This is a genomic window from uncultured Victivallis sp., assembly GCF_944391105.1.
Lineage (GTDB): Bacteria > Verrucomicrobiota > Lentisphaeria > Victivallales > Victivallaceae > Victivallis.
Genome location: NZ_CALXSK010000001.1, coordinates 1 through 13,616, shown reverse-complemented (window position 1 = coordinate 13,616; position 13,616 = coordinate 1). Strand labels below are relative to the sequence as shown.

8 protein-coding genes are annotated in these 13,616 nt (G+C 58.7%); 7 read left to right on the top strand and 1 reads right to left on the bottom strand.

From position 1 onward, the window contains the following. Nucleotides 1-6 precede the first annotated feature (6 nt). On the top strand, nucleotides 7-2,529 hold the full coding sequence (locus tag Q0K10_RS00040; RefSeq protein ID WP_294501518.1) for an alpha/beta hydrolase: 2,523 nt from the start codon (nucleotides 7-9) through the stop codon (nucleotides 2,527-2,529). Nucleotides 2,530-2,542: 13 nt separating this feature from the next. Here Q0K10_RS00040 and Q0K10_RS00035 read toward each other — a convergent pair whose 3' ends face one another. Continuing rightward, nucleotides 2,543-3,475 (bottom strand): helix-turn-helix domain-containing protein, encoded by a 933-nt coding sequence (locus Q0K10_RS00035; RefSeq protein WP_294501516.1) that lies wholly within the window; start codon nucleotides 3,473-3,475, stop codon nucleotides 2,543-2,545. A gap of 278 nt (nucleotides 3,476-3,753) precedes the next feature. Between Q0K10_RS00035 and Q0K10_RS00030 the strand changes: the two genes are divergently transcribed. The 6 genes from Q0K10_RS00030 (at nucleotide 3,754) to Q0K10_RS00005 (ending at nucleotide 13,363) form a co-directional block, all read left to right on the top strand. Beyond that, on the top strand, nucleotides 3,754-7,017 hold the full coding sequence (locus Q0K10_RS00030; protein WP_294501514.1) for a hypothetical protein: 3,264 nt from the start codon (nucleotides 3,754-3,756) through the stop codon (nucleotides 7,015-7,017). Nucleotides 7,018-7,404: 387 nt separating this feature from the next. Beyond that, nucleotides 7,405-8,496 (top strand): prepilin-type N-terminal cleavage/methylation domain-containing protein, encoded by a 1,092-nt coding sequence (locus Q0K10_RS00025; protein ID WP_294501511.1) that lies wholly within the window; start codon nucleotides 7,405-7,407, stop codon nucleotides 8,494-8,496. A gap of 18 nt (nucleotides 8,497-8,514) precedes the next feature. Continuing rightward, a complete protein-coding gene (locus Q0K10_RS00020; protein WP_294501508.1) occupies nucleotides 8,515-10,479 on the top strand; it encodes a hypothetical protein in 1,965 nt (654 codons plus the stop codon). A gap of 151 nt (nucleotides 10,480-10,630) precedes the next feature. Beyond that, a complete protein-coding gene (locus Q0K10_RS00015; RefSeq protein WP_294501505.1) occupies nucleotides 10,631-11,191 on the top strand; it encodes a hypothetical protein in 561 nt (186 codons plus the stop codon). A gap of 376 nt (nucleotides 11,192-11,567) precedes the next feature. Beyond that, complete coding sequence (locus Q0K10_RS00010; RefSeq protein ID WP_294501503.1) at nucleotides 11,568-12,224, top strand: hypothetical protein; 657 nt, start codon at nucleotides 11,568-11,570, stop codon at nucleotides 12,222-12,224. 155 nt (nucleotides 12,225-12,379) lie between these two features. Then, a complete protein-coding gene (locus tag Q0K10_RS00005; RefSeq protein WP_294501501.1) occupies nucleotides 12,380-13,363 on the top strand; it encodes a hypothetical protein in 984 nt (327 codons plus the stop codon). Nucleotides 13,364-13,616: the final 253 nt, after the last annotated feature.

Sequence of the window (13,616 nt, the reverse complement as noted above, 5' to 3'; positions counted from 1 at the left end):
GAGTGCATGGGGGAGCGCAGATACGCGGAATTCGCGGACGACCGGGGGGCGATCAGCCGGATCGCCTGGTACGACAGCGGAGGAGAGGGGGATCCGGTTCTGCTGATCCACGGGTTTGCCGAACATGGCTGCACCTGGGATGCGCTCCTCGACTTTCTCCCGGAGAACTATCGTTATATCCGGATCGACGCGAAAGGGTTCGGCTACTCTTCGAAGAACGATCCGGAGCATCTGACGCTCTATGATCAGGCGGCATTCGTCGCGGCGTTCATCCGCCGTCTTGATCTGCGGAATCTTGTGCTGGTCGGCCACTCGATGGGCGGGGCGATCTCGTGTCTGCTGCTGGAGGACGGGGAGATCCGTGAACGGGTCGTGAAGCTCGTTCTGCTCGACCCGGCCGGGATGTTCACGGAGGTTCCGGAATTCATCGCCACGCTGGCGCTGGTTTCGCCGCGCAATCCGCTGCTGCGGTTCGCAAACGAGGAGCTCATGGTCTACCTGGTCATGAGCCGCGCCTATTTCCGGGAAGAGAAGATTTCGCAGGAGCTGATCCGGCAGTACGCCGAGGCGATGCGGCTGCCGGGCGCGCGCGACTGCGTGATCGCGGCGGCACGCCACTTCCGCATTCCGAATGTGGCCGGTTTTCAGGCGGGGTTGAAAAAACGGACGCTGCCCGCGTTGATCATCTGGGGAGCCGAGGACCGGATCATTTCAGTTGAAGATGCCGAAAAATTCCACCGCTGTCTCCGGAACTCCCGGCTCGTCGTGCTGCCGGAGTGCGGACACTCCCCTCAGGAGGAGATGCCCGGGGAGACTGCCGGAGTGATTGCGGAATTTCTGTGCGATTCGGGCGCTCCCGCTCCGCCGGTTCCGGTGGAGAGAACCCCGCCGCCGCGTCCTTCGTCGCCGTTCGGCAGCCACTTGCGCCAGCTGACCGGAACGTACAAGCTGCGCATGGCCCGGCTCGTGGACCGTTGGAGCTTCGGAACGGTTTTTCTGCTCATTTTCATCAAGGTTTTGCAACTGCTGAAAAAACTCGGCATGCGCGCCGAGGAGAACGGCTGGCGCAAGGCGACCGGGATCTTTCTGCGCAATGAATATTCCAAATTCGTGCTTTCGTGTTTCCGGCTGCGCTACTGCCGGGAAGAGGTCGCGCCGGAGGATTTTCCGGCGGCGCGCCGGGAGTTGGCAGAGCATCTGGCGGAGTACATCCGGGGGCACAGCGCGCTGCACTGGACGGCGGCGCCGGGGAGATTCCGGCTCGGCCGGCGGAAGATCGATTTCACCGACATCGCCGAGGCGTTCTACGACAAGAGCGGGGAGCTGCTGTGGATCGAGATGCATTTCGATACGAGCCGCGAAAACTTTCAGCTTCTGACGCGGGAGCATATCCGCGAGACGCTGCGCTGCATGGTCGTCAACGTGAACCGCCTCCGCTCGAACGAAGGCGGCGACCAGGTGCGGATTCTCGCGGGGCGGATGCGCCGCTGGGCGCGTCGAGTGCCGGGATTCAGCTTCGGGGCGCGACACGAGCTCAAGAGCCTCGTTGAACGGCTGCTGACCGCGACTTTTCTCCACTGCGAACTGCTGCCGAAGGAGCGGGAGCTTCAGCTTGCCCGCCGGATCGCGAGTCCGAATCTGCGCAAATACCGCAATCCCGGCTGGGGACTGCTGAACGTGGTTGCGCGGTTCACGCCGGATTTCGCCGAAGCGGATCTGTGGATGCAGTTCCATCACGTGCCGGTCGACGGCATGCCGATGCAGGAGAGTCTTGCGGGGTTGAAAACGAGCTGGGGATGTGCGGGGATTCTGCCGTATCCGGCGCTGTCGTCTCCGGTGGCGCGGCCGGAGATCCTCTACGCGGGAAACCGGCTGTTCCGCAACCGCTTTTTTCTCGACTTCGGACCGATGCTGACGCTGCGGCGTGAATTGAACGCAAAGTACGCGACGCTGATGGAGGGCGCCGCGACGGTGGCGGGCATGGTGGTCTGGGGGCTGGCGCAGCATCGGTTTTTCCGCAACTGCAAGATGCTTTTTCCGGTCGACACGGAGCCGAAGAGCGGGAATCCTGCCGAGCGGGAGCTGAGTCTGGTTTTCATCCGGGCGGGGGCGTACATCGACCCCGCGAATCCGCTTTCGGGATTTCTGAATTTTCAGAAGGAGTTCAACCGCAGGCTCTGGCGCACACGGAACGGCACGAGCGAGAGTTATGAACTTCTGGAGCTCTATTCGATGATCCACCCGCTCTTCTACCGGCTCGCGCAGCGGTGGATGCCGGAGTCGATGGGCGAATTCGTCGGATCGATGGGGTTGTCGATCCTGCGGGACGCGGACATCTTCATCAGCCCTTTGAGCGATCTTCAGGTCAACGGGTTCATGACGATCGGCGATCTTGCCCATCCGACCGGGGACGGGGGGACGGCGGGTGCGGTCTCCGTCTGCGGCACGCGCGACCAGATCCGCTTCTACCAGGAGGCGATGACCGATCTCGCGAAAAACTATCGTCGTTTTCTCGAACCGCGGGAGTGAGCGGCATTTCCGATCACTCCGGTCTGGAGCGGTTCATATCGCGGAAGCGGCGCGCCGTCATGCCGGTCCGCTCCTGGCAGAGCCGGCAGAGATAATTCCCGTCGCAGAAGCCGCTTTTCAATGCGATTTCGGTGATGGTGAGGTCGGTCCGGCACAGCAGCCGGGTCGCGTGGGAAAAGCGGAGATCCTTGAGATAGGCGTGCGGGGTGCTGCCGGTCGCGCTGCGGAATCGGCGGAAGAAATTCCGCCGTGACATGTGGACGACTCCGAGCAGATCGTCGATTTTGATCGGTTCGAAGAGATGGTCGTACATGTAACGGATCGCGTCGCCGATCAGGAATTCCGGGACCGGTGCCTCCTCTGCCGTTTCCCCCGCACGGCAGAGCGTTACGATGATCTCCATGAAAATCGCCGCACTGTAAAAGTTCCGGCCGGGCCGGTTCGATGAGAGCTCCTCCGCCAGTTCGGCGATTTTTCCGCTCAGCGTGGCGCTTCCGGCGGGAGAGAGATGCAGAAGCGGTCGCGCGACCAGTTCCGGGTTGATTGCGCGCCGCGGTGTGAACAGACGGTCGAACAGCGGCATCATCTCCCCGTCGAGCAGCGGCAATGCGAGTTTGCGGGGGTCGTAGACCAGATTGACCAGACCGAGGGTTTCGGTCCGATCGTAACTGTGAGAGACCCCCGGATAGATCAGAAGCACGTCTCCCGCCTGAATCTCGGATGCAAACTCGGAAGACGGTGTTTTGTCCCGGTGCGGCGGCAGCCGTTCCGGATCCGCCTGAATCAGGTGAAGTCCGGGACCGCTTTGAACGAGAACCAGCTCCATGAAGGTGTGCCCGTGAAATTTCCGCGCCGGGTGCGCTCCGCGGGCGACCTCCTCCACATAGAGCGGCATCGCGTGACGCGGCAGATAACGTGCCAGATCGTTGGTCAGAAAACTCGCCATTGCCCATGTCGTTTCCGGCAGGAACGTGAACTCCCACCTCTGGTTTCTGTTGCGGGGTGACTTTTTTTAGCGTAGCATCTTCCCGTTTGCTTTTCAACCGTATTTTCAGCCGGAGCATCGAAAAACGGCGGATTTTCCCGAAAATTCATTGCTTTCCGGAAGAAAAAACGGTACAGTGGCATTTTATAACGATAAAATGTCATTTCTGGAAAGGTTATCACTGGAAAGGCGAGGTATAATATAGACGAAAACCTCGAATGAGAATAAGGATGAATCGTATGAAGCGTGTGTTGTATTTTCTGCTTTTCTCCATTGCCGCGTTCGGCTGTACTGCCGGTGAAGTTGATTTTTCCAGGTTTGCCGGCTCGAATTTCTGGGCGGCTGGCGGGAAGGCCGGTGTTGCACCGGAAGGAGACGGTCTGCTGGTGAGCTGGGACCCGGCGGTCCGGCGTTTCATGGAGTTCACGTTTCCAGTGGCGCAGCCGCTTGGAACGTTTCAAATTGCAACCGTGACCGTGAAGCTGAAGAGGAGTGCGCAAAGCACACTCAGTGCGCTTTCACTGCGGCTGATGGATCGCGACGGCGAAATCTTCCAGTTCCGCGCCGCCGTCGGCGAGGGTGTGGAGGAACTGAACTACCGGATCGACGGGAACGACACGGCGCGCGCCGCAAGTTGGAAGAGTTCGGCGGAGGCGACGATGAACCGGAAACTCGATTTTCCGGTGAAACTGCTCGGGTTTGCGGTCGACTACCCGGCCGGTTCGGCTCCGGGGGAGGTGAGAATCTCTTCCATGACGTATGAGAAGTTCCCGGAGGAGCGCGAACCGATCCTGGTGAAGGAGGGGGTCGCTGTTCCGGGAAAGGTCTTCTCGGTCGGCCGGGAGGGAGACGTTCGGGTGTTCGAATATGCCGAGGGGGTGAATTTCCCGGTTTTGAACGGCGGGCAGTTCCGCCTGCGTCTGAAGTGTTCCGGCGGGAATCCGCAGGCCATTCTGCTCCTGGAGCATGGAGAACAGGAGAAACCGTTGAAGGCGGCAACCGTAAAACCGGATGGAAAAGATGGGGTCACATTAATCTATCCGGTTCCATACGAACTTGATACAATGTCTGTTTCCCTGCGGAAAATTTGCGTCGAATCCGGTGAGGACGTTCAGTTGGTTGAGCTCGCCTATGAGATTCCGCATGTGAAACTGGATTTTTTATTCGGGGCAGGCTCCCCGGTCAATGTCTGGCAGCAGGGAACGCCGGGGAAATACCGGATCGCCAATTCCGGTCGCGAAGTTCTCTCCGGGAAGGCGGAGCTGATCTGGAGCGACCTTGCGGGCCGAGAGCTGGATCACCGCATCGAAACACTCTCGCTCGCTCCCGGCGAAGCGTGCGAATTTCCGCTGCCGGAACCGGAGCGGTTCGGGTTGTACCGGCTGTCCGGAACGCTGCCGGGGGCCGGGGGGCGTCCGGTGTATTTTTCGCGCCGGGTCGGTTATATGCCGCCGAACGAAACGACGGAACATGACAAGATGCAGTACGGGGTCGTTCTGCTGACGCCCGCGCTGCCGCGGCTGGAACTCTGCGCGCTGGCGGCACGGCTCTGTGGAGCGGACTTCGACCGTTCGTCGATCATCTGGATGTACATCGAACGGCACGAGGGGAAATGGGATTGGAGCTATCCGGACGCGCACAGCCGGATTCTGAAGAAGAATCACCTGCGCTGGGCGCCGATCCTCTGGTGTCCGCCGCGCTGGGCGACTTCAAAGAGCTGGAAGCCCTCCTATGAACCGATCCTGCCGAGTTTCGGCTTCCCGCTGCCGGACTACCGGCTCTGGGAGGAGTATGTGCGCAACAGCGTCGAACGTTACGGCAGAGACAACATCCGGGTCATGGAGGTGTGGAACGAGGCGGAGCTGCCGGGATTTGCGAACTTCACCCCCGAGGAGTACGCGGAGCTGCTGAAGCGCGCTTACGGCGTCATCAAGTCGGTCAATCCGGAAATCAAGGTGGCGATCTGCGGGTTCACCTGCCTGCCGGGCCAGCATCCGAAAATGACGTTCCCGGATTTCATGCCGCGGGCTCTGCGCGCCGCCCGGGGAAAGTATGACCTTCATCCGATTCACCTGCACGGATTTTTCCATGAATACGCGGGTGGAATCCGGGATTTCCTGCGACTTCGCCGGGAGTGGAACATCACGGTTCCGTGGGCGGCCAACGAAACCGCGATCACGTCGTCCTTCTGTTCCCGGCAGGTTCAGGCCGAGGTTCTGTTTGAAAAGATGGTGTTTTCGCAGGCGAACGGGGCGGTTGCCCACGTCTGGCACAACATGTACGATCTCGGGCGCGACCCGTACAACAAGGAGCACAACTTCGGACTGCTGGATCATGCGCTGGAGCCGAAGGAGGCGTATCTCGCCTTCAACAACGTGACCCGGCTTTTCCGCGGGGCTGAGCTGCTGCGTGATCTCTCGTTCGACGAGTGCAGCGTCTACCTGTTCCGGAAGGGAAAACAACTTTTGCTGCCGGCCTGGACGCTTTATCCGCCGGTTTCCGAGCGGCTGCTGGTTCTGGAGAATGTTCAGGGGGACGTGTATCAGGTCGACGTGTTCGGCAACCGCGCACCAGTGGAGGTGATCGATGGAAAACTGCTGCTGCCCGTCACCTCGTCTCCGGCGACGCTGGTTCTGGAGCAGCGGGAACTCCCGGTGGTTCGAGGCGAACTGTTTGTTCCCGCGGGAAATACCGGGGAGTTCCGTCTCGCGGGGAAGGGCGTGGTGCGCTCCGTCATCGGGCAGCCGGAAGGGGAGGAGGCTCGGGAACTTGCCGTGAAAGACGGCGTTTTCCGGATGGAATTCGATCCCGGCAGACTGCAGAAACCGCTGACGCTGACCTTGACGTTCGATACGGAGTTCGGCAAGGCGGCCGTCCGGCAGTTTATAACGCCGCGGTTCACGCTGCGGGCCCGTACCGGCTTTGACCGTCCGGCGGACTTTGAGCGTTGCGACGGTTCGAGTTTTCAGCAGACCTCCCCGAACGACCCGATGTTCGCGGAGTGCATCTGGAAGGGGAGGGAGGATTGTTCCGTCAAACTCTGGCTCGGGTGGAAGAGTCCGGACCGGATCGTCATCCGGGCTGTGGTGCGGGATGACATTCATTTTCAGGATCAGAACGGTACGCTGATTTATCAGGGAGACGGGCTGCAGTTTTTCTTCTCCCGGACGGCGACCGGAGGCATGTGGAAGTTCGGGGTCGCCCGTGACAATCAGGGGAACGTCCGCAAATTCTGCTGGCTCAATCCCGCTCAGTGCGATGGTCCGGCATTGTTGAATCAGATTGCCGCGGCCGTCAGCCGCGATGAGCAGAAGAAGGAGACCGTTTACGACCTGGAGGTTCCTGCCGATACGCTCGGAATCGTCCGTGGAGTTCCGTTCCGTTTCAATTTGCTCGTGAACGACAATGACGGGCGCTGCCGCGAGGGGTATCATGCACTTACGGAGATTCTGGATGACGGCAGAAACGACAACGGCTATCCGGTTGTTTTGTTTGAAGATTAACTTGGACAATCAATAACTTACAGAAAGGAGTCCCCTGCAATGAGAATGGAAAATGAATCCTCTCCGGCTCTGTTTCCGTTCGAGAAGTTCCCTGCCCCGGCTTTCTCTTTCCGTGTCGAATGGCGGTACGCGTCCGGCTCCGGAAACACTCCAGCCTCCCATGATTCTGCAACGCTCGAAGCGGCGCTTCTCTTGATCGGGCTCCCCGTGGCAAAAATTTATCAAGTATCCAATTCTTCCCCGGCTTGCGCCGGGCGGTCAAGAGAGGGGGCCGGGGGAGAGAAAGCGGCTCGCAAGAGCGCGTCTCTCCCCGTACCGACCACCCCTCAAACGTCCCATCGGTCCATCATAGCCCCGCAACAAAGTCTCCGCTCGGCAAGCGGCGAGGTGGAGCAAAAACGCGAACGGGTCTTTCCGCAGAAAAGCGGGAAGAGCCGTTCGCGTTTTTGCGGCTCTTTCTCCTCGCGCCGGCCGACCGCAGCCGAGTCCGGGACCGCTCCGTACGCGGCACCGGCACCTTGCCGGACGCAGGGGGTGCGGGGGGCGGCGGAAACGCCCCCTGCCGCCCACGACCCCGCAACGTCCCGGAAGGTGGAAACGCCCCCTGCCGCCCACGACCCCGCAACGTTCCGGAAGGTGGAAACGCCCCCTGCCGCCCACGACCCAGCAACGTTCCGGAAGGTGGAAACGCCCCCTGCCACCCACGACCCAGCAACGTTCCGGAAGGTGGAAACGCCCCCTGCCGCCCACGACCCCGCAACGGTCAAAAAACGCGGCAATGCGACGAAAAAAGCGGCGTTTACCTTGATAGAGCTCCTCGTGGTGATTGCGATCATCGCGATCCTGGCGGGGATGCTGCTGCCGGCGTTGAACCGTGCCCGTGACAGCGCGAGAAGCACTGCGTGTCTGAGCAATCTCAAACAGATGGGGATGATTCATCTGCAGTATGCCGATGACTCGCGCGGCATTCTGCTGCCGCCGGATCCGTATGGAACCAAGTGGGCGAAGTTTTTGAGTGACAAGGGGTATCTGTCTGGATTTCCGCAGAAATCCCCGTGGAATCAGTACGGAGTGTGGTGCTGCCCGGTGGGATCGACATTCGACCATCTGGATATGCAGTCCTATGGCGTGCCGAACATCACCGACAACTCCTATTCGGTGTCGGGAATCGGGGTTTCCTATTTTGCCCGGAGTCTGACCCGGGCGCTGAAGTTTGAGACGGAGAAGGGGCGCGATCTGATTCTGGTCGGTGATTCGGCCCGGACCGACAACGGTTATCAGTATTACGTGATTGAAAACAGCATGAACGGTTCGCATCATGCGACCGGTTCGGGATACGGAGAAGTCAAGGTGTTCAGCCTCCGGCACAAGGGGCAGAAGTTCGGCAATGCGGCGATGCTCGACGGCCATGCGGAAGCGCTGAGTGCGGACGATCTGCGGCAGTCGGGACAGTACAATTTCACATACACAGACAATTGATGGGAGCGCGGCAGGCAAATGGCTGCACAGATCTGGATGCGTCCTTCCGGGTGGGGGGTGGCTCCGCCGTATTTAGCGGTGTTTCGGAATCGGTTTGAGGTGACGGCTCCGGGCGTTGTGCGTTTCACGTACAGCGCCGACGAGCGGGTGGGGTTCTTCTGCGATGGAGAATCGATAGCTGACGGGCCGCCGCGCGGGACGCCGGAACGCTGGTTTCTGTCGACGGTGGAGATTCCGGTCGCCCCGGGGAAGCATGTGCTGACGGCCCGGCTTCTGGCTTTTGGAGCGGGGTTGACCGCCCGTGGTCAGATGTCCGTAATGCCGGGATTGCTGGTGAACGATGAGAGCGGTCTGCTTTCTGCCGAGTGGGAATACCAGCTCTGCATGGGGTGCAGTTTTGTTTCGAGCAACACGGACTGGGGGAGTTATGCCCATATTCTGACTGACGAGTCGTTCAACTGGCATGCCCTGACCGGTGATGGAGGACAGTGGCGGAAGCCGGAGTACGTCAACTCACCGCGTCCGCTTGTCAAGTCGGAATTGCCGCCGATGCGGAGCGAGGAGGTGTGCAACTTCCGCCGCAGCGGACCGTATTTCTTCTTTGATGATTATGTCTGCGTTTACGGGGAGTACCGGTTTTCGGGGACGGGAGAGGTGCGACTTCGCTGGGCCGAACCGGGTTGCGATGCGGAGACCCCGCCGCCGGGATTTGCGGAACAGAGCAAGCCGGGGGAACCGTATCCGTGTTTTTCAGGATCGGGCGACCGGTTCCGGCTGACCGGCGGAGAGGTCTGCTGGCGCGATTACTGGTGGCACGCGGGACGGACGCTTGAAATGACCCTGTATGGAGATGTGAAACTCGAATCAGCCCGTTTTTTTCAAACGGGTTATCCCTGGAAGCTCAGGCGTTCCCTGGAGGTACCCGGCGATGAGCGGATGACCCGGCTTCTGCGCCGTTCGTGGGCGACGCTGCAGGCGTGTTCGTTCGAGACGCTGATGGATTGTCCCTATTATGAACAGCTTCAATATATTTCGGACAGTCGTTTCGATCTGCTTGTATTCTATTGCCTGACGGACGACATCCGGCCGGCGCGCAATGTGCTGCGACAGTTTGCGGAGGGACAGTATGCGTCCGGCATGCTCCCATGCCGTTATCCGACCCGTGAATCCGCCGCGTACCGGCCGGAGTTCGGGGAGTATTACACGCTTCACATTCCCGCGTTTTCGGCGTTTTACATCCAGATGCTGCACGACTACGCCAGACACACCGGGGATGGAGCGGTGATCCGGGAACTGCTCCCGGCGGCGCGGCGGGTGGCGGATTTTCTCAAAGGGTGTCTCGGCCCGGACCGGCTGCTTCACGTGCCGGGCTGGAATTTCATCGACTGGCTGGAGAGCTGGGAGGGGGGAGTCCCTCCCGGATGCCGGAACGGGGAGGGGTGCACTTTGAATTTGATTTTCCTTCTTGCGTTGAACGATCTGGCCGATCTGGAACGGAATTTCGGCTCGCCGGAGGAGGCGCGGAACCGGGAACGCCTGGCCGAACAGCTCGCCGCGGCGGTTCGCGACACGTATTTCATGCCGGAACGCGGCTGTTTTGCGGAGGATCGCAACCACAGTTACGTGTCGGAACATGCGCAGGTATTTGCGCTGCTGGCGCTGAGGGAGAGCGCGGTGATTCCGGTGTTGAGACGGGGGAATCTCGATTCCTGCGGGATCGCATTTTCATTCTACTATCTGGAGGCGTGCCGCGCATTCCAGCTGGACGACCTTTTCCGACGGCGGCTGGAGCGGTATCTGGAAACCGCAGGAGAGCCGGGAGTGCGCACCATGCCGGAGGTGTTTCCGAACTCCGGCTGGCTGCGATCGGACTGTCACGCCTGGGGCGCGCATATTCTCTATCACCACTTTGCGGCGGGGACCATTCTTGATCCGGTGTGTGCGGATGTTTCCCGGACGTGCGGGGTCGCGATCGGCCTTTGAGAGGAATCGATGTCGATGAGCCCGTCCGGATTTGCAATCGACCGGAGATCGGGGTATTGTAGTACGGGGAAGGAATGGTTTCCCCGGAAAACGTGATTTCTGATCGGGAAGGCGGCGCACGGTGATTTTGGGGAGGCATCTTTTTTCGCCGATGAAGAGGAAAGCGGTTCTCGTTTTTCTCCTCTTCGGTCTGCTGTTGGTCGGCTGTGCAGTATATTTTCTGCTGAGGTCCACCGTGGATATGCGGACGGGGGAGGCCGGGGATTTTGATTTTCTTCCTCCCGCCATTTGTGAACAGCTCGGACTCGGCGATCTGAAGATCGACGGGACGCTTTTTTATCAGCAGTTCACGAATTCCCATCGCGGGTGGCAGACGACCGGGATCTACGGCAGACTGGCGCCGGAGGCGCTGGCGTTGTTCGACGGAGATCCCGCCTCCCGTGGGCTTCCGTTTCGAGGGGAGGATGAGTTTACGGGATGGAAGGCCAGTGAAGTTCTCACGATTGCGCCGACGGGTGATGCTCCTTTGCCGGAGAGGGTGGTCGAAATGTTTCATTTGTACAGAACGGCTTCTGATGCCCGGAGTTACCGGACCTCTCTGGAGGAGGATTTTCAAACCTTTCGGTTCGAGAAGGGACCGGTATTTGGCATCCTTCATATTCTGCGCCCGGGCGGGCTGTTCTTCCTCTCGATTCAGCGAATGAAACTTTAAGCCGGGTGTATCCGGCAGATTGCAATTCCCGGGATGCGGAGTATTGTAATCCGGGGATCGGACCGATGTTTTTTACGTCGATGAGAACGGAACTCCCGGTTTCGCATGCGCGATTCCTGTTCCGCTGTTTTTTCTGCTTTTTTGGGGGGATGCGGCACGAAATCCGAAATTGGAAATCTTCCCGTAGAAAATACGCCTGGGGCAGGATCGTTCTTGCAGTGCTGTCGTCGCTGCTGGTTCTGGCATTTGATTTATTGCCGGTTTTGTAAGTTCAACTCGAATCATCGAATTCGATTGTGTCAAAGGTTGCAATTCTCCTGCGACAGTGTATAGTTGTTCAAATATGTTTCGGTTTCATGCGGGACGGGGAGGCGTTATGACTGAGTTTGCGAAAAGAGCGATCATGATCGTTGTAACGAATATTCTGATCGTGATGGGAATCGCCTCAATTGCTCATCACGTGTTTTCCTTTTCCTGCAATGATGAAAGATATGCCTTTCAAAGATGCGTTGACTGTCTTTTTATACTGCCTCCGATCATTGTGTCGTTTATGGAAATCTATTCCCGTGCCCTGTGTTCGAGAATAGACGCGTTCTTATATAGAATATATGCCGTGGCAATCTGGAGCTTTGTGCTGCCGTTGTTTCTGAAAATGGTAACGTTGTGGCCGTATTTTTCTCAGCGGTTTTCCCATGCGGAAATCTGGAGATGGTATTGGTTCATCACATTTTTTTCTATCACAGGTTATATGATTTACGCGCTTCTGTCTCCCGGAAAACGGAAGATTGTTTCAGCCGGGATTATTTGGCCGATTTTATACATGGAAGGAGTGATCATTTTTCATACCTATTGGAGTTTGCTTGGTTTCATCGCCTGGTTTATTACCCTGTTGGTTTATGCTGTTATCAGTTATCGGAAGAAAGAGCTGCGGCTGGTTTCATCATTGGCTCCCGCCGCTCTTTTCGGGAGCCTGTTCGGCTTTTTCGTGATTTGCTGGGTTATATTCAGACGCTTCTCCGAGATATTTGTTTAAACGCATTATTTGCATCATGAGTCTGATGCCGGTTTGTCGTGGTTGCCGTTCATGAAATGTTTTGTGACTTCAATATGGGAAGAAGAAAAATGCAGCTTGATTTTCAACCTCAAGGACGGCTTGCGAGACGCCGACATTTCCCGTGAAGAAGAAAAATGCAGCTTGATTTTCAACCGGTGGTCGAACGTGTACGAAATGCAATCCTGTTACGGAAACTCCGCCCCGGGGAGTATTCCCGCATGCCGCCGGACATGAATGCCGTGCCCAACGAGTACGGCTGTGCCGATGCGGCGAATATCCTCTACTCAATCGGCGAGATGACGCGCGATCCCGACGAGCGCGCCGCGGCAATCCGTACGTTGCAGGATTTTCAGGATCCGGCGTCCGGGCTCTTCCGGGAAGCGACGCATCATCCGTTGCACACCACCGCGCATTGTCTGGCTGCACTGGAACTCTTTGAGGCCGGGCCCCGCTATCCGGTTACGGCGGTGGAGGAACTCCTTTCACGACAGACTCCCCGGGAGTTTCTCGACTCCCTCGACTGGGAAGGAAATCCGTGGAACGAATCCCACAAAGGAGCCGGTCTCTACACCATCTGTTTTTTGACCGGCATGATGACTCCCGCATGGCGAAATGACTACTTCGACGATCTCGACGCGCACGCCGATCCGGAGACCGGCATCTGCCGCAGAGGCGCGGCAACGGGGAAACAGGAGCTCGCCCGCCATCTCGCCGGGAATTTCCATTATCTGTTCTGCTATCTGCACGCCCGGCGGGCATTCCCGTTCCCGGAAAAGATGATCGACAGCTGCATCGCTCTTTACCGGGATGGGGAGCTGCTGGAATTTTTCGGGGAGAAGTTCAGTTTTCTCGAAGTGGACTGGGTATTCACGCTTCACCGGGCGACCCGGCAGACGCCGCACCGGTTCCGGGAGAGTCGGGAGACTCTGCGGGAGTTTGCGCGGAAATACCACGCCTTCCTGTGCGGAGAATCGTGGGAGAACGCCATAGGCGGCGACGATCTGCATGCACTTTTCGGGATGGTGACCGCGGTTGCGGAACTTCAACTCGCGCTGCCGGGGGAGATCGTTACCGTGTGCCCGCTCCGGAGTGTTCTCGACCGCCGTCCCTTCATCTGAATTCGCCTCACAAACATTTTTTCTTTCTCGCGCGACAGTAGAAGAGAGGGGTTCGGGGGAGAGAAAGCGGCTGTTGTCGGCCGCGTCGCTCCCCGTACCAGCCATCCTTCAAATTACCAATCAGCCGGGCAACATCACGCATCATCGTCTCCGCTCGGCAAGCGGCGAAGTGGAGCAAAAAGGGGCTGTTGCAAAACCTCATAGTTTTGCAGCCGCCCTTTTCCCATATTTATAAGACTCTCTCAGCATTTCA

Coding starts and splice junctions, on each gene's coding strand:
- Q0K10_RS00040 (WP_294501518.1), top strand. CDS start 7: ATGGGGGAGCGCAGATACGCGGAATTCGCGGACGACCGGGGGGCGATC.
- Q0K10_RS00035 (WP_294501516.1), bottom strand. CDS start 3,475: ATGGCGAGTTTTCTGACCAACGATCTGGCACGTTATCTGCCGCGTCAC.
- Q0K10_RS00005 (WP_294501501.1), top strand. CDS start 12,380: ATGCAGCTTGATTTTCAACCGGTGGTCGAACGTGTACGAAATGCAATC.
- Q0K10_RS00020 (WP_294501508.1), top strand. CDS start 8,515: ATGGCTGCACAGATCTGGATGCGTCCTTCCGGGTGGGGGGTGGCTCCG.
- Q0K10_RS00030 (WP_294501514.1), top strand. CDS start 3,754: ATGAAGCGTGTGTTGTATTTTCTGCTTTTCTCCATTGCCGCGTTCGGC.
- Q0K10_RS00015 (WP_294501505.1), top strand. CDS start 10,631: ATGAAGAGGAAAGCGGTTCTCGTTTTTCTCCTCTTCGGTCTGCTGTTG.
- Q0K10_RS00010 (WP_294501503.1), top strand. CDS start 11,568: ATGACTGAGTTTGCGAAAAGAGCGATCATGATCGTTGTAACGAATATT.